Source organism: Streptomyces mirabilis, assembly GCF_018310535.1.
GTDB lineage: Bacteria > Actinomycetota > Actinomycetes > Streptomycetales > Streptomycetaceae > Streptomyces.
Genome location: NZ_CP074103.1, coordinates 1 through 16860 on the forward strand (window position 1 = coordinate 1; position 16860 = coordinate 16860).

The window sequence follows — 16860 nt, forward strand, 5'->3', positions numbered from 1 at the left end:
AGGTCGGGTGTCACGGGGAGTCCCTCCTGGCGAGGTTGCTGGCCGCATCGGCGGCCCGGGCGCGCAGCGGGCCGTCGCTGGGCGGGGTCGGGTCCTGGGTGATCCAGTCCCTGTAGGCGTCGCGCTCGGCCGTGGCCTGGCCGAGCAGGACCAGGAGCAGCACGGTGAGCGGGTTGACGGGCGGTACGTCGGCGTCGGCCGGCACGAGGACGGGGAGTAAGAGGACGTCGTCGCGGCGGGCGAGGGCGCTGACCAGAGCGCGGTTGAGGGCGCGTTCGTCGCCGGCGGGGGTCATGCGGCGACCGTCCAGCCGGCGGCGCGGCGGTAGGCGGCGACGAGCTCGTCGCGCCGGCGGGCGGCCTCGCGGATGTTCTCGATGTTCTCCAGGCGCTTCTCGGGCTTGCCGGAGGTGCCGAGGTACTGGCCGGAGAGCCTCTGCAGTTCCGCGCCGGCGGCGATGCGGGCGCGCCGGGCCTCCGCGGTGCGCCCATCCAGGGCGCGGGCGCGCTCCAGCCTGGTGGTCTCGGCGACCAGGCGGCGGGTCAGCTTCTCCGGAGCGAGGCCGCCGCGGACGCCGACGGTGTCGTCGTCGCGGAGGGCGAGCTCGGCGCACGCGGCCCGTACCGGGCAGACGGTGCAGTGGTCGCGGACCGTGCGGGCGCGGCGCTGCTGCCAGTCGGCGTCCGGTTCGCCGTCCTCCTGGTAGAAGTTGTCGACGTCCGGCTGGACGGTGTGGCACACCGAGTGGGTGATGGCCCGGCGCAGCTGCGGGGCTCGCAGCTGCTGGGCGATGAGTCGGCCGTCGTGGCCGGCCAGGTAGCCGCCGGCGACGAGGTCGTCGATCGACTCGGTGTCGGCGAGGTACCGGGCGATGCCGTCCTCGGTGAATCCGCGGGCGTCTGCCGGCTTCGGCGGGTGGGCTGCCATCATGGTGTTCACGCGTTCTCATCTCCTGCGCTCTGGTGGGTGAGGGCGCGTTCACGGCCTCCGGGGGGACCAGCCCCGGGGGCCGCTTGCTTTTTCACGCGCCATCTGCCTTAACTGCCTTAATGCAGTTGCGTCAGATGATGCACGCCATTGGCGATCACGTCAAGGAGAGGTAGAGCGGATGAGCCGAAAGTTCTGGCGGGTGCGGCAAGATGTGCCCATGACGTCCCATCACCCGCACGAGCAGGTCGCGGCCGCGCTGCGCGCCGACATCCTGAGCGGCAGACTGGCCCCGGGCGATCAGCTCCCCGGTCAGCGTGAGTTGGGTGAAAAGCTCGGCGTCGCCCCGAACACCGTGGCCCAGGCGTTGCGGCTCCTCGAAGAGGAGGGCCTGGTCGAGACGGCCCCGCGCCGCCGCAGTCGAGTGCTGCAGCCGGCTCTCGCCATGACGGTCCGCCTGCACGAGGACGGGCTGATCCGGCCGGCTGAGTCCGGCGACGGCGGCCACGACGACACGAGGCGCGGGGTTCCTGGTACCGACGCCGCCGCGGTCGAGGCTCTGGGCCTCACACCGGACGCCGTCCTGTCCGTCCGCCAGTCGGTGCTGCTGCAGGCCGGCATCCCGTGGGCGCTGCAGACCCTCTTCACCCCGGACTTGCTCGCGGTGTCGGGGGCCGAGGCCGCCACCGTCGCGCCGTTCACGGCGGGCACGCTGCGTCGCGAGGACAGCCACACCAGCAGCTGGGGCGCGAGGTCGGCCACCACCGAGGAGTGCTCACTCCTCAAGTCCAAGGCCGGCACCGCGGTGTTCGAGATTCGAAGAGTCGGATATACGGATGAGCGCCCAACCTCATACCTTTTGACGGTAGTACGTGCGGATCGGGTGACTATCCGCACGGGAAGCGCCAGTTAGTAACCTTCTGCGTCAACTGCCCCCTCTTGGCCGCACTTTTCGACGTCGCGTGGACAACGCGCTGAGTGCGTGTGCATGGCGGCTGTCAGGGGATAGGGTGACTTCCGCTTGATCCAAAACGCCTCACCTCGGGCCCCCGGCGCACAGCGCCGAGGACGGGCCCGGCGAACCGAGAAGGCGGTTCTCCCATGACCAGCACCGCGCAGACCCGGGGCGGCAGCGCCGTGCCGGGCGCGGCGCTGCCGTGGGGGCGGCCCGGCACGGCCGGGCCCAGAAACACGAAATCCCCCGGGAAGGGGGAGTTGAGGATGTCGTAGGTCTTCCGGGCGGGCGCCTCTAGCAAAGGCTGCTCCTCGCCCCTCTCCACCGGCTTCGGAGTTAGCAGCTCCTCTGCCGGCCGTCACCGCTCCGACCCGGGTTAGCAGCCCAGTCCGAGCGAGGGCCGGACCGAATGGTCCGGCAATCACTGCCCTCCAGCAGCAATCCCCCCGAAGGGGTTTGTCGTTTCCCGGGGCGACCCGGGAGAACGGGGTCCATCTTGCAGTACACCCATGCCCTTTGTCAGCTCGGACGCCATCGAAGCACGCCGATCGCGGTGGTTATTCGCCCGTCCGTGACGCCAGCGCCACGCTGCGTTGCCTCTCTCTGGGTCGGTGCGGCCCGGATCCACCGTGGCCCACAGCGGTCCGGCGGTCTGCCCTTGACCAGCTTCAGCCGACACCCCTTGACCAGCCATGCCGAAGCCTCGCTCCCCACACCTGGCCGACGAGCCTTCACGGGCCCGGTCAAGGGGGCCTGCCGCCACCCCAGAGAGCCCCTTGACCCGCAGGTCACAGGTTCGCTGGGGATTTTTTCGGCCGGACTGTCACACCGTCGGCTTTTTCGACACCCGTAGCAGCTGAAGGACCCGTTCCTTCAGCCCTCGCCCGAGTGCCTCTGGCCAGACCCCAGACCGCGCGTCCTTGCCGGACGCCGTCGAGACCCAGCGCACCCGAGTCGCCGCCCCGCGGCACCGGTGCGCCAGGAGAAGCGTGCCCCGCACAGCAGCACCACCGAGTAGCCCGCCGCCGGCGGGCGATCAGGCGCGCCCGCAGCGCCGCCAGCGGGTCAAGGTGCCCCTGCGCCTCGTCACCAGCCCGCACTACGCCGACGTCGCGCTGACCGCGTACGTGAAGATCGCCGCGCTGGCGTCGCGTCCCGAGGGATGCACGGCGGCGACCGTGACCATCGCGGAGTACGTCGGCCTGTCGAAGTCCTCCGTCGAGCGCGGCATGACGCAGCTGATGCGCCCCGGGCCCGACGGCGTCGTCGAGCTGTCCTCGACCCGCCGTTCCCTGCCCGGCGGATGCGGCACCTCGGCGGTGCGCCGTACCCGGCCCCTGTCCGCGACCGAGCGGTTCGTATGGATCCCGGTGGCCGCCTCCGAGGACCTCACCCCGCGCCAGCTGCGCGCGTACGCACTCATCGCGTACGCCCAGGCCCAGCGGATCCCGCTCACCGAGTCGGAGATCGCAGGGGCGCTCCACCACTACAGCGGCCGACGGGCCGGCCAGCCGCTCACCACCGCGGCCGCCGGGGAGATCGTCGACGAGCTGGAGGCCACGCGGTGGATCACCGTGGAGCGCAGAGCCGGCGTGCGCGGCCGCCACCACTTCATCGCCCACGACATCCCCGCCGCCCTTCCTCAGGACCCCTGTGGACAACCGTCCACCGCGGACGTCGCACCCTCCTCCACCTCTGGTCCTGGTGAGGGATCGGGTTCCTCGGCTGATGCGGGATCACTCGCGACTAAGGAAGAACCTAGGACTGACCGACCTGATGACGAGCGCGCCCCCTTCTCACCCGCCGTAGGCGAAGTACAGGTAGGTGAAGCTGTGGAAAACCGCGGTGCGCAACCACCGCGCGGCGACGGCGACGGTGGACTCGCGCTGCGCGCGGATGACCACCAGACCCCCTCGACCACCCCCTTGACCAAGCCCGCGGGCACCCCCTTGACCAACCACACCGGCACCTACGACGGACCCGGGCTCACCATCAGCGCCCGGGTGCACGCCGTTCTCGAGCCGGTGCACAGTCTCTACCGGCAAACCAGCGTCTACATGCAACGGCGCATCGCCCGGGAGGTCGGCCAGCAGCTGCGCTCCGGCATCGACGACACCCGGCTGCGGCAGCGCCTGGAGGCACGGGCCTGCCGGTTCTTCACCGACGAGATCCGCGACCCCGGCCGGTGGATCCTCGGCGTCGGCCTGCCGCACTGGGGCTGCGGGATCTTCGACTGCGAGGCCGGTGTCCTGTGGAGCAGCGGCCGCCGGTGCTCGGTGTGCGAGGAGATCGTCCGCGACCGGCGCCGCGCCACCGCCCAGCCCGAGGCGCCCACTCCCACCCTCGTCGTCCACTCCACCCCCACCCCGCGCTCCACTCCCGCCATTCCCCGGGGCCGGTGCCCCGAGTGCGGTTGCGCCGTCCTGCTGCTGAACCGGACAGAGCCGGGCCGCAGGTGCAGGCCGTGCCGAGAGGAGCACGAGGGGATGCGCGCCGGCCGCCCGTCCTCAGCGGTGGAGCCCGAGGCGTGCGCGGGGTGGGACGGCAGCGGATGCACCCGCCCTGCGCTCGGTTCCACCGGCCTGTGTGTCCGATGCCGAACCCGGCATCTGGAGCGGGCCGCATCGTGAGCCGTCCACTCCACCGCTCCGGGCTCTCCACACCCCGGGTGGCGATGGGCCGACCACGCCGGCGCCACGTTCCACACAGCGGGCGCCCGCCGCGGCCCGGAGGAGCTCAACGATCCGCGACTGGCCACGGTGGTCCTGGTCTCAGAGGCGCCCCTTGACCAGCTTTCGCGGCGGCCGATTTCCCCTTGACCCGCGCCCTGGTCAAGGAGAAACACGGGCCCGCGACAAGCCGCCGTGGAGTCGCGGTCGAGGGTGGGGCGGCGCGAGCGCACGCTGCCGTCGCCACCGCGGCCAGCGTGACGCACCCGCCATTCCCCACCCGGCCACTTACGGGCCCACTCCCCACCGCTCGGTCCCGCGCGCAGGGTGGGCTCCATCCGGTGGCACTGCGCCCCGCAATGGAGCCCACCCGATGGAGAGTCGCCTTCGTCCATCGGGTGTGGTCCATCGGCTCGGACCACCCGATGGACCACACCCAGTGGGCGACACCCAGTGGACGGCACCCGGTGGACGGCACCCGGTGGACGGGGTGTGGTTCATCCACTCGGTGGGCTCCATCCGATCCGGTGCACCGGTGGCGCCCACCGATGACGGACGGTGGACGAGGCGATGGGGTGGCCCCGGTGGCCGGCCGAGCCGCAGGCTGGATCGCGGTGAAACCGCGCGTGCCACCCACCCGAGGTGATCGCCGGCAGACACCTTCCGGCGATCGCCTCGCCACCCTCTCCTCTCCCCCTTGACCAGCTTCACCGCATCATCTGGCCCCTCGGCCACCCCCTTGACCGGCCGTGCCCGCACCCCTTGACCACGGCACGGGGCGCCTGCTGTTTCCCCTTGACCTGGGCCCGGGTCAAGGGGAAACGCAGCAGGCCTCAGAGGGCCAGGATCCGATGAGGCCGGCGCACGGCACCGGCACGCGCAGCCTCTGTCCGATGCGGGCGGCCGCCGAGCAGGGGGAGCCACGGGGCGCGGCTGGCGCTTCCTCCCCGGCGGCACCCACCGGAGCCCGGCGCCGTGCAGAACGGCGTGTGAAGGCGAGGGCGACCCGGGGTGTCTCGGACCCAGTTCGCGATGGCGTCCATCGCGATGGGCCGATGGGCGGGACGTCCGGGCCCACCGTGGGTGGCCAGTGGGTGGAGGTTCGTGAGCCCTGCGACGGGGCGTGGTCCATCCACTCGGTGTGCTCCATCCGGTCCAGTGGATGGCGCCGGCTCCGCGGTGCCTTAGGTCCGTCCACTGGAAGTGGTCTCCACCGCGTCCTCGGTGGAGGTGGGTCGCTCCCATCCACCTCGCCGAGTGGATGCCATCCCCCTTGACCACTGCGTCCACCCCCTTGACCGCGGCCCCCCTTGCCCAGTGGGCCGCCGGGTGCCGAGGGCTGGTTTCCCCTTGACCTCGTCGCGCCGGAATCGCCGTCAGACCGCGGTCAAGGGGGGCCTCGGGAGTGTGAGCGCCATCGAGACCAGATGGCGCGAAAGGACGGACACGGACGTGGCCACCACCCAGCACACCCCGGCACTTGACTCCTCCGAGTCCACAACCCGCTACGACACGCTCGCCCTGATGAACCGCGACTGGGACGTGCTCTGCCGCGACCTGAGGGCCGCGGACCGCGTCGCCACGTGGGCCGAGGAGCACCCCGACCTCGCTGGGGCAACCAGTCCCCAGGACGTGGTCGACAAGATCTCCGTCTACTACCGCCGCGGTGACTTGGACGGACACGACCGCGTCATGCACCTGCTGGTCGAGCGCGCCGGCGGGACCGGCTTCGACGCCCACCTCGCGTGGCGGGTGGCCGTACGCGTCCTCCTGCCCAAAACGGTCCTGATGGCGAAGACTCAGCAGCGCTCGTACGGCCTTCCGTGGGACGACGTCTGCGCGACGGTGCTGGGCGCCGCCTTCGAGGTCGTCCGCACCTACCCGCTCGACCGACGGCCGCGACGGATCTTCAACAACCTCGCGCTCGACACCCTGCAGCTGACCCGCCGCACCCTGGCCGCCTGCCTCGACGACATAGAGGACGTCCAGGAGTTCGCCGCCGGCGTCGCGCCTCTTGCCTCAGCTGAGTGCCACACCCGCTACGCCCACGTCGTCTCCAGCGAGGACCCCGACACCCCGCACGGCACGGTCGAGCTCGCAGACCTGCTGATGCGCGCTGCCCAGATGGAGCTCGTCGGCGTCGATGAGCCGGCCCTGTCGCGTCACGAGGCGCGGACGGAGGTCCTCGACCTCCTGCTGTGGGCGGTGGAGATCGGAGCGCTGAAGGAGCTCGAGGCGCAGCGCATCGCCCGGTACTACCTGTCCACCTCGCAGCGGCCCGACCAGCGGCACATGACCACCCGCTCCATGGGCCACGAAGGGGACCTGCTGCGGCAGCACGCCAGCCGTGCCGTTCGCACGCTGCGCACGAAGTCGCCGCTCGCCCAGTACCGCGCCGCGGCCTGAGAGCCGCCGGCCCGCGCCGTGGATGGACCGCCGCAGAAGTCCCTCGAAAAAACTTCGGCCCGACTGTCACACCGCGGACTTCCTCGACACCTGTAGCAGGCGAGAGGCCCGCCAGAGCTCCTCCAGCCCCTAACGCCCCGCCCCCACCTTCAACCTCCGGGAGAACCGACGTGACCACGAAGTCCCCGGCCGGCACCGGCCGACAGCTGCTCGACGCCGACGAGGCCCGTGTGGCCCGTGCTTCGCGCGAGCTGACCAAGATTGCCGCCGCTCTGGTGAGCCGGCCGATGGACCGTGACCTGCACCAGCAGATGCGGGCCTTCCTCGACAGCGAGTCGGAGCCCGCCCTGGCGTCGTGGGATGTGCTGCTGGCCCGTACGCCGGCTCAGCTCAAGGAGCGCATCTCGACCGTCCTGACGGTCCAGGCCCTGCGGACGGCGTCGTGAAGCGCCAGCGCCGGCAGCGGAAGGCCGACAAGAAGAAGCAGTTCGTCGAGGCGGAAGTCTGGGACGAGGAGGTCGAGGAGCACCAGGAGTCGCCGACGGACCAGCCGGATGAAACCGGGTGGAAGGCGAGCACCGCCCACATGTCCGGGATCTCCCGGCTGGCCCGCGTCGGTGTCTGGGCTCTCGTGGCGTCAGGCCCGGCTCTGGGAATGCTGGCGTTCCTCAGCGCGTCCGGCCCGGCCCAGGGCGCGACCAGGCCGGTCGTTGCCGCAGCGCCCGCGTCCTCGGTCGGGCCGGCGGGCTTCGCCGAACTGTTCGTCGCCGCCTACCTCCAGGCCGGCCAGGGCACCGAGCGTGACCTGGCGCCGTACTACTCCGGCTCGTTCGCCCTGGCCGTCAAGCCCGGGACCCGCGAGGCCACGCAGTCCACCGTCCTGGCCTCCCGTGAGGTTCAGCCTGGCTACTGGTCGATCACCGTGGCCGCCGACGTCACGGCGCACGACGACAAGGGCAAGGCGAAGCGCCTGGGGGTGCAGTACTTCCGCGTCGGCATTCAGGCCACCGGCCCGGCCAGTGCCGGCGGTACCGACAAGGCGGCATCCGATGCCGGCTACGCCGCGACGTCCCTGCCGGCGCAGGTGGCCGCACCCGCCTCCGTCAAGCCCGGCGGCCTGGCGTACGAGACCGACCGCGGGTCGAGCAGCGCCGACCCGTCGGTGGAGACCGCGCGCGGGTTCCTGGCCGCCTACCTCACCGGTTCCAACGAGCTCGACCGCTACACCTCGCCCGGTACGCGGCTTCAGCCCATCAGCCCTGCGCCGTACGCCGCGTTGAAGGTGACCGGCGTCCAGGACGACTCGTCCGGCTCCGGCCAGCAGAAGGTGCCGGCCGACGGCACGGTGCTGCACCAGCTGGTCCAGGTCGATGCCACGGACCAGGCCGGCAGCCCGGTCTCGCTGAGCTACGCGCTCACCCTCAAGTCCCGCGCTGGCCGCTGGGAGGTCGCGTCCGTCGACGACGCCCCGGCCATCCGCGCGAGCAGCCCGCCTTCCGCGGCGCCGCACACCACCACCCCAAGCCCCGACGCAGCCACGGCGACTCCCTCGCCGTCGCCGTCGAACTCCTGAGAAAGAGGAATCGTTCATGCACACCCTGGCAGCAGCCAACCCCGACCACGTCGTCCTCGCCGGCGACGTCCTCGACTGGGCCAACACCAAGACGGGCCAGGTCCGCACGCTGGTCCTCACCGTGGCCACCCTCATGGCGATCATCGCCGTGCTGATGGCCTGGTGGAAGACCCGCTCCTTCGTCGGCACCCTCGTCGCCTTCGTCTTGGCCGCCCTCGTGCTCTGGGGCATCAGCAACCTCAACGTCCTGAAGACCAAGGTCGGCTCCGAGATCGACGACACCGCGGCCTCGGTCTCCGTGGTCCACGCTCCGGGCGAGGCGCCCGCTCTGGCGGGTAAGGGCTGGCGGATCTCGTGAGCGCCTCGGAGGAGGAGCTGATCGGGCACTCGTACACGCGAGCCCGTAAGCACCCGCTCGTCATCGGCAAGCTCCCGGGAGCCGGTCGGCTCCCGGGAGGGCCCTACACGATCACCCAGGTCATGACCATGGTGATCAGCTTCGGGCTCCTCGTCATGACGAGGGGCCTGTGGGCCCACTTCGGCGCCATGAACTTCATCCTCATGGCGCTGATCCCCTGGGGCCTGGCCTGGGTGCTGCGGTACGCGCGGCTCGACGGCCGGGACCCAGCGCGCGCCGTGCGCAGCCTGCTCATCTACTCCTCCACTCCGGCCCAAGGGCGCCTGGCCGGCAAGCCGCAGCGGGTCGCTCGACCGCGACTGGCGACCGCCACCTGCACGGTGCGCGTCCGGTCCGCCGAGCGGCCCGCCCCGGCGGCGGCCGCCACGAAGCCCGCACCGGCGCCGGTACGCAAAGCCCGCCCGGCACCGGCTCCAGCTGCGGCTGCGGCTGCGGCTGCGGCGGCCCGGCCAGAGCCGAAGACCGGGCTGCAGGCCCTCCTCGCCTCCCTCGACGAGCAGTAACCAGCTGCCTCGACATCACCACCAGCACAGAAAGAAGAACGCCATGCGTCTCCCCGTCCGGCACATCAGCGGCCACCTGATCTGGACCACTGCCGCCACCGTGTGGGCGGTGTGGCGCGTCGACACTGAGAACTACACCCACGCCTCGAAGTCCACGAAGCGCGAGCGACTGGACTCCCTGGAGTCCCTCTTCAAGTCCCTGCGGGGCGAGGCCCTCCTGCTCAGTCTGTGCCCGAGCGTCGACGCCGCGTCGGTCGTCACCCGCATGACCGCCGGCGTCGACCTCGACGCCTCCCCCGAGTACGTCGACCTGGCGCTGAAGGTCCTCGACCAGCTCCAGGACCTCGAACTCACCGGCCGCGTCGACTTCCTCGCGGTCCCCCTGTCCCACGTCGACTTCAAGCAGAGCACCCGGGCTGTCTTCTCCTCCGTCCAGTCGGAAGTCATGGGCGCCCTCGGCCTGCCGGTCGCCCCGATATCCCTCTCTGACGAACGCCAGCGCCTGGAGCAGGCCACCCGCCTGGCGGCGGGCTGGCCCTCCGGCATCAAGATGCGGCCCGCCACCGAGGCGGAAATCCTGTGGATCTACGGGCACAGCGCCCGCCGCGGACTGAACGAGCCGCTCCTGCCCGAGGACGGCGCACCGCGGGGTCTGCGCGGCCGCGGTCACACGGTGACCGCCCACACCCAGGTCATCCTCGACGAGGGCGGCCGCGGCACCCGCGCTTCCAAGGGCCCCACCAACCCCTTCAAGCGCCGCTACCTGCGCGCCACCAGCGAACACGGCGACTCCTACCAGGCGTTCTGCGTGCTCTCCGAGATGCCGGAAGCCTTCCGGTTCCCCGGCAGCGAGTACCTGGCGGCGTTGGACGAGTTCAACTTCCCCGTGGACTGGGCCGTCCGGCTGCACGTCGAGTCCGGCTCGAAGGCCGAGCCGAAGAGCCGGCGTCAGCAGCGCGAGCTCGCGCACCAGCGCGGCGAGTACGACGGCGAGACCTCCGGTGTGCCGGCATCGCTCGACAAGGCGTCCTTCGCCCTGGACGAGTACCGCGACCGGCTCACCGCCTCCAGCACCGAGGTCGAGATCCGCGCCACCGTCGCCACCTGCGTATGGGGCACGACCCCCGAGGAGGCGGATGAGAAGGCGACGTCGCTGGCCAACCACTTCGGCGGCAACGACTACACGCTGGTGCGGCCCACCGGCGACCAGGTCGCGCTGTTCCACGGCATGCTGCCCGGTACCAAGACCCCGGGCCCGATGCTCGACTACACCCAGTACCTGCTGGCCAGGGACTTCGCCATGTCGATGCCGTTCTGCGGCGCCGGCCTGGGCGACGACTCCGGCAGCCTCTTCGGCCTCCAGCTCAACGGCGGCGGCGTCCGCCCCGTCCTGGTCGACTTCTCCCACGGTCCCCGCGTCAACGCCTCCGCGTCCGCCGCGTTCGTCGGCGAGCTCGGCTCAGGAAAGTCCGTCGCGATGAAGTGCGCGATGTACTCCATCCTCACCACCGGCCACCGGACCGGGCAGAGGAACTCCCGCGGCCGCGCCCTGGTCATCGACCGCACTCCCCAGCAGGAATGGTCGCGGTTCGCGCTCGCGTGCCCTGGCACGACCCAGATCATCAACGTCGACGAGAACGCCGGCGTCAGCCTGGACCCCCTGCGCGTCTTCCGCGGCCCGCGCGCCGCCCGCTACACCGAGTCCTTCCTCACCCCGCTCCTGGACATCGGCTCGATGAGCATCGAGGGCATCACCCTCGCCGAGGCGATCGAGGCCACCCGGCTCGGCCCGAAGCCGAGCATGACCGCCCTGATGGATACCCTCGCCGACCGGGCCCGCACACCCGACCCGGACGAGCCGAACGACAGCGCGGTCCGCGCCGCCGCCTCCGAACTCGTCCGCAAGCTGCGCTCTCTGGCGAAGAAGGACCTCGGCCGCACCATCTTCGACCCGACGCTGCCGGTCGTGCGGATCACGGACTCCGACAGCATCGTCTTCGCCGTCGACCGCCTGGGCCTGCCCACCAAGGAGGAGCTCTCCGAGCACCGCCTCCCGAGCCTGGAGGTCGAAAAGCGGTTCGGTTGGCGGTTGATGTACCTGATGACGGCGCTCTGCCGCGAGATCGCGTTCGCGGACCCGAACGAGTTCGCCGGCGTCTTCCTCGACGAGTGCTGGTGGCTCACCTCGTCCGCCGAGGGCTCCAACCTGATGCTCGAGCTGATCGCCGACGGCCGCAAGCACAACGCCGGAGCGTTCGCCGGCAGCCACGACCCGTACGACATCGGCCCGAAAAGCGAGATCGGCGACAAGATCAGGGCGCTGCTCAGCCACATCTTCGTCTTCCGCCACCGCGGCAAGGCCCTGGCTGCGCGGTGCCTGGAGTTCCTCGACCTCGACCCGACCGACGACGAGATGCTCAAGGTCATCACCGAGAACCTCAGCCCGCTCAACGTCAGCGAGACCGAGCGCGCCCTGCGGGCCGGCGAAGGCCTGTACCGAGACCTCCGCAAGCGCATCGCGGGCATCAAGGTGCTGATCCCTGCGGACGAGAATGCGGCCGCCGCGATCACCACGACGCCCGGCCAGCTCGACGACGAAGCCGACGAGACCGTGGAGTTCGCCGAGGCGGCGGACGGGGTCCTGGCATGAGTCGCCTCCGGCAGCGTGGCCTCAAGCGGCGCCTCGGTCTGATCGGGGTTCTGCTGGCCCTGTTCACCGTGGTGCTGGCCCCTGCGGCCGCGGCAGACCCGTCGCCGTCGCCCAGCGCGTCCGGGCCGGCGAAGCCGGCTGCCGGCCCCGGCGGCAAGAACCTGAACCAGAAGCCCAAGGACGGCAGCGACGGCATCCTCCAGCCGTTCAACGTCACCGACAAGGACGGCGTCCCGATCAGCTCGTACACCGTCAAGACGGACACGGGCGGCTGGAAGGACATCGACCTCAAGATCTGGAACATCGTTGCCCAACTGCTCTTCGGCGTCTCGAAGTGGGTCATTGGCTTCACCTGCTGGCTGATCAAGTGGGCACTGAACTTCGGGCTGGCCAAGGTCATGGTCGGTCCCGTCGAGAACATCTCCAGCACCATCAAGAACCAGGTCATCGACCGGCTCGGTCTGCCCGGCCTGTTCCTGACGTTCGCGGGCTTCTACTGCGGCTGGCTGATCCTCTTCAAGGAGCGCTCGCGCGGCTTCGCCGAAATCGGTGTCTCCCTGGTCGTCGCCGCACTGACCACCACCGTGCTTGTCTCGCCGGCCCAGGTCCTGCTCGGCCAGCACGACCAGGCGCAGCCGCAGGGCTCCACCATGTTGCTCTCGGAAGGTGGCCTGCTGGGCAAGGCAAAGGACTTCACCCTGGAGATCGCCAGCATCGTCCTGGCCGACGACCCCGCGAGCGCCAAGGGCAGCGCCGACCCGGACAACGTAGCGAAGCCGATCACCGACGCCTTGGTCGATGCGTTCATCGTCAAGCCCAACGAGCTCATGGTGTACGGGCAGACCTTCGACGGGCCGTGCGACAAGGCCTTCCGCGAGTACAAGCTCGCCGAGTTCAACCTCGACCAGCTCGGGATGAACTACTGGGACGCCGCGATGATGGACTCGATCTACGACACGAACTTCATCGGGCAACTCAACGAGAACGCGAAGAAGTTCGAGGCGGCCTGCGGGGACGTGAAGCCCAAGGCCAAGCGGGCATCCGCCGACCTTGCCTTCTCCGCTCTGTTCGTCGCGATCGCCGCGGTCATCGTGGCCATCCTCATGATCCTGGTCACCGGGACGTTCCTCACGGCGCAGGGCTGGCTGGCCTTCGAGGCGATCCGCGGTCACTGGGCCCTCACCGCCGGCATTCTGCCCGGCGGCGGCCGCGCCACCTTGTGGCGCTGGTTCTCCGCGATCACCAAGGCCGTTCTCGGCATCATCATCGCCATCCTCTTCCTGGCGATCTTCATCCTGATCGTTCTGGCCCTGATCGACGCGGACACCGGTGACGTCCTGGCCGTGAAGTTCATCGTCATCGACGTCACGGCCGTCGCCGGTCTGGCCGGTCACAAGAAGATCAAGCAGACCGCGCAGAGCATCGCGGTCAACCTCAACCGCAAGCTGGCCAATGCGCGCGTGGGCGGCGCCGGCCGCCGCTCCGTGTTCAGCAGTCCCGGCCGCTACGCCGAGACCGCCCCCGGTCTGAAGCAGATGTGGGGCGAGGCCCGAGGCGAGGCGCGGCGCGTGAGCAGGCCGGTCGGCCAGGGTCTGAAGTCCGCCAAGAACGCCTGGGTCGGCTCACCGCAGGCGAACCGCAAGGCCGGCCGGCTGCGGACTGCTGCCCGGCTCGCCACCAACGCGGCCGCGGCCGTCGGCACCGGCGGTGCGAGCACGGCCGCGAAGGTCGCGGCGCAGCAGGCGGCCAAGCAGACCCTGAAGAAGCGGCTGGCCACGGCGGCCGCGAACAAGATGTCCCAGACCAGGGGCGGCAGGGCCACCATGGCCACGGGAAAGGCCGCAGCCACGACTGCCAAGTACGGCGCCAAGGCCGGGAAGTTCGCCTTCATGGCCACGGTGGGCGCACCTGTGGGGATCCCCCGCGGTGTTGCCGCGACCAAGCGTGGTGGCGCTGCGGCGATTGCGCGCGGGAAGAAGGTCGGCGACGACCTCAAGGCTGTGAAGGCGCGCACCGTCGACAAGAAGGTCCAGGAGGCCAAGGACTTCGGAGCCGAGTACAAGCGCAACGTCGCCACGGCTGGCAAGTTCGTGGCGAAGCAAGGGACGAAGGCACAGGTCAACCTCGGTCTGGCTCCGATCCAGTCGAACCCGCGGGCCGCGACTCCTCCCGGGCCCCGGGCCGGTGCCATCGCGCCGAGGACTCCCGGGGGCGCATCGGCTGCGGCCGGTGCCAAGACGCCCGGTCCCAAGGCGGCCGGCACGAAGACGCCGAGCTCGGTGAAGCCGCCGGCCGCCGGGCCGGCCGGGGTGCCGAATATGCCGACCCCGCCCACCCCTGCACCGCCGACCCCGCCGGCCGCGAAGAAGTCGACGCCGGCCAAGCCGCCAGCTCCGCCCCGGGCCATCCGGCGCGCCACCCGGCCGCCCGGCCCGCCCAGGCCCCGGCCGTAGCCGGGCCGCGGCCGGGGCCCAACGGGCCCCGGCCGCCCGGATCACCGCACCAGAACCACCTCACGGGGGACCCTCATGCCGAAAACCGATGTCGCGCGTGCCCGCGCCCAGCGCGGGACGATCGTGCTGTTCGCCGCTGCGGCAGTCCTGGCAGCTGTCGGCGTCGCTCTCTTCCTTGGGCTCGGTGGGAGCGATCGTCCCGCCACCCCTGGATCCTCTGCGCGTACGGCCGGACCCTCCGCCGTTGCCACTGGGAGCAGCTCCGGCAGCGCACGCTCGACGACGGCCTCGCCCGTTGCCGAGCCAACCGAGTCTCCCGTCGCCTCGGAGCCGAGTTCGCTGCCCGCACCGTTGCAGGAGGCGGCCCGGGGGTTCACTACCGCGTGGGCCAGCCACGACGCCCGGCCGGGCCGGGACACCTCGTTCGACGACGCCTCCCGGCGCGCCGCCGCCTACGCAGACGGCGATCTGGCCGAGGACCTGCGCACTCACACCGGCGGCAGCGCCGGCCGGCGGCAGTGGCTGAACTGGAAGGACCGCCAGGTCCAGGTGACGGTCACCGTTTTGCGGGTGTCACTGCCGGACGGAGCTCCCGCGCCGACCGAGGACTCCGCCTTCGCGCGCGTGATCTACAGGCTGACCGAGACGCCGGCCACGGGGGCCGCCACCGCGTCGGAGGAACAGGTGGCACTCAAGCTCCACCGTGGCGCCGACGGCAGCTGGCGCGTCGTGGGGCTTCCCAATGTCTGAGCAAGCCGAGTCCAAGGCCCTGCGCAGAGTACTGATCGCGATCCTTTTGTCATGCCTGCTCGGCTTCGGCTTGGTGCTGGCTGCCGTGCTGGCGCTGACCTCGGCGATCGGTGAGGACAACACCAGCGACGCGTTGGAGAACGCGGGATTCGGCGGCGGCCTGTCGGACACCAAAGACATCCCCGACTGGCTGCGCCCGATCATCCTCAACGCGGTGCGGGACTACGGCTGCGCGGAGACCACTCCTTCGCTGATCGCCGCCCAGCTCTACCAGGAGTCCAACTTCCGCAAGAACCCGCCCGACGGCGGAGCGGGCGCGCTCGGGATCGCCCAGTTCATCCCTTCCACGTGGGCCACGCAGGGCATCGACGCCAACAAGAAGGGCGGCGCAGACCCGCTGGATCCCGAGGACGCCGTGCCGTCGATGGTGTCCTACGACTGCAAGCTCGCCGACGAGATCCGCAGCGTGCCCGGCGACGTCGTCGACAACATGCTCGCCGCGTACAACGCCGGCGGCGGCGCGGTGAAGCAGTACGGCGGCATCCCGCCGTACAAGGAGACCCGGGACTACGTCCGCGAGATCCGGGAGCGGGCGGAGAAGTGGGCCGCTCCGATGGACGGCAAGGTCTCCGGTGGCCTGGCCAAGGTCGTCGCCGGCGCCAAGGAGGCCTACAACACCCCCTACGTCCTGGGCGGCAGCTGCAAGCCCCCGTTCGTGGGCTCTACCGGCTGCGACTGCTCCAGCCTGGTCAAGTACGCCTGGAGCAAGGTCGGCGTGAACCTCCCCAGGGTCACGTACGACCAGGTCGGCATCGGCAGCAAGATCAACTCGGCGAAGGACCTGCGCCCCGGCGACCTCATCTTCTCCGGTGGCAGCGCCTCCAGCCCGGAGCACGTCGCCATGTTCATCGGCGGCGGAGAGGTGATCGACGCGCCGCACACCGGTGCCCGCGTCCGGATCGAGCCCCTCTCGTTCTGGACGGACCGAATCCTGATCATGAAGCGTCCGGACTACACCGAGCCCGATTCAGGCGGCACGTCGGGCTCATGGGTCGCCCCGGTCGCCGACGAGCACATCGGCACCGGATATGGGGTGTCGGGGTCAATGTGGTCGAGCGGCTACCACACCGGCGTGGACTTCCCGGTACCCAAGGGAACCGCGGTTCGCGCGGTGGGCCCGGGCACCGTGGTCACGGCCGGCTGGAACTCCGCGTACGGCTACCAGGTGGTGATCAAGCACGGGGACGGCAAGTACTCGCAATACGCGCACCAGTCCTCGCTGAACGTCTCCGTCGGCCAGAAGGTAAAGGGTGGCGACCGGATCGGATGGTCCGGCGACACGGGCAACGTCAGCGGCCCGCACCTCCACTTCGAGATACGTACCGGGCCTGAGTACGGATCGGACATCGACCCGCTGGCCTACCTCCGCGGTCACGGCGTGAAGATCTGACCCACGGCCGGCGTCACGCGCTCCCTGCGGGGAGCCGTGGCGCCGGCCGACGCAACTCGGCGAAGAATTTCGGAGCGGAGTGTCACACCGAGCCGGATCCCGACAC

At 70.8% G+C, this 16860-nt stretch carries 14 protein-coding genes; 12 read left to right on the top strand and 2 right to left on the bottom strand.

The features are described from left to right. Nucleotides 1-10: 10 nt before the first annotated feature. The gene (locus SMIR_RS40550) at nucleotides 11-295 is read right to left on the bottom strand and encodes a hypothetical protein (RefSeq protein ID WP_212728521.1); all 285 of its coding nucleotides are present in this window, start codon (nucleotides 293-295) and stop codon (nucleotides 11-13) included. Continuing rightward, the gene (locus SMIR_RS40555) at nucleotides 292-930 is read right to left on the bottom strand and encodes a WhiB family transcriptional regulator (protein WP_234482791.1); all 639 of its coding nucleotides are present in this window, start codon (nucleotides 928-930) and stop codon (nucleotides 292-294) included. The genes SMIR_RS40550 and SMIR_RS40555 overlap by 4 nt, the downstream gene beginning before the upstream one ends. 217 nt (nucleotides 931-1147) lie before the next feature. Here SMIR_RS40555 and SMIR_RS40560 point away from each other — a divergent pair, with 217 nt between their 5' ends. The 12 genes from SMIR_RS40560 to SMIR_RS40610 all read left to right on the top strand — a co-directional run bounded on the left by SMIR_RS40560 (nucleotide 1148) and on the right by SMIR_RS40610 (nucleotide 16754). Next, nucleotides 1148-1840 carry a GntR family transcriptional regulator gene (locus tag SMIR_RS40560; RefSeq protein WP_212728522.1) on the top strand — a complete coding sequence of 231 codons (693 nt, stop codon included), beginning with the start codon at nucleotides 1148-1150 and terminating at the stop codon, nucleotides 1838-1840. 188 nt (nucleotides 1841-2028) lie between these two features. Then, on the top strand, nucleotides 2029-2157 hold the full coding sequence (locus tag SMIR_RS44485; protein WP_283959593.1) for a hypothetical protein: 129 nt from the start codon (nucleotides 2029-2031) through the stop codon (nucleotides 2155-2157). Between the two features lie 714 nt (nucleotides 2158-2871). After that, the gene (locus SMIR_RS40565; protein WP_249938667.1) at nucleotides 2872-4512 is read left to right on the top strand and encodes an SMC-Scp complex subunit ScpB; all 1641 of its coding nucleotides are present in this window, start codon (nucleotides 2872-2874) and stop codon (nucleotides 4510-4512) included. A gap of 1491 nt (nucleotides 4513-6003) precedes the next feature. Beyond that, complete coding sequence (locus SMIR_RS40570; protein WP_212728523.1) at nucleotides 6004-6957, top strand: hypothetical protein; 954 nt, start codon at nucleotides 6004-6006, stop codon at nucleotides 6955-6957. Between the two features lie 170 nt (nucleotides 6958-7127). After that, nucleotides 7128-7403 (top strand): hypothetical protein, encoded by a 276-nt coding sequence (locus SMIR_RS40575; protein WP_024126962.1) that lies wholly within the window; start codon nucleotides 7128-7130, stop codon nucleotides 7401-7403. Further along, nucleotides 7400-8530, top strand: a complete 1131-nt coding sequence (locus tag SMIR_RS40580) for a conjugal transfer protein (protein ID WP_212728524.1) — start codon at nucleotides 7400-7402, stop codon at nucleotides 8528-8530. Before SMIR_RS40575 ends, SMIR_RS40580 begins: the two co-directional genes overlap by 4 nt. A gap of 16 nt (nucleotides 8531-8546) precedes the next feature. Beyond that, nucleotides 8547-8888: a hypothetical protein gene (locus tag SMIR_RS40585; RefSeq protein ID WP_024126964.1), complete on the top strand. Its 342-nt coding sequence runs from the start codon at nucleotides 8547-8549 to the stop codon at nucleotides 8886-8888. Next, entirely contained in the window at nucleotides 8885-9451 is a 567-nt protein-coding gene (locus tag SMIR_RS40590; protein ID WP_212728525.1) for a hypothetical protein, read from the top strand. Before SMIR_RS40585 ends, SMIR_RS40590 begins: the two co-directional genes overlap by 4 nt. Before the next feature lie 43 nt (nucleotides 9452-9494). After that, nucleotides 9495-12101, top strand: a complete 2607-nt coding sequence (locus SMIR_RS40595; RefSeq protein WP_212728526.1) for an ATP-binding protein — start codon at nucleotides 9495-9497, stop codon at nucleotides 12099-12101. Continuing rightward, nucleotides 12098-14554, top strand: a complete 2457-nt coding sequence (locus SMIR_RS40600; protein WP_249938668.1) for a hypothetical protein — start codon at nucleotides 12098-12100, stop codon at nucleotides 14552-14554. The genes SMIR_RS40595 and SMIR_RS40600 overlap by 4 nt, the downstream gene beginning before the upstream one ends. 75 nt (nucleotides 14555-14629) lie before the next feature. Continuing rightward, the gene (locus SMIR_RS44105) at nucleotides 14630-15304 is read left to right on the top strand and encodes a Cif family virulence factor (protein WP_249938669.1); all 675 of its coding nucleotides are present in this window, start codon (nucleotides 14630-14632) and stop codon (nucleotides 15302-15304) included. Then, nucleotides 15297-16754 carry a peptidoglycan DD-metalloendopeptidase family protein gene (locus SMIR_RS40610; protein ID WP_212728527.1) on the top strand — a complete coding sequence of 486 codons (1458 nt, stop codon included), beginning with the start codon at nucleotides 15297-15299 and terminating at the stop codon, nucleotides 16752-16754. Before SMIR_RS44105 ends, SMIR_RS40610 begins: the two co-directional genes overlap by 8 nt. Nucleotides 16755-16860: the final 106 nt, after the last annotated feature.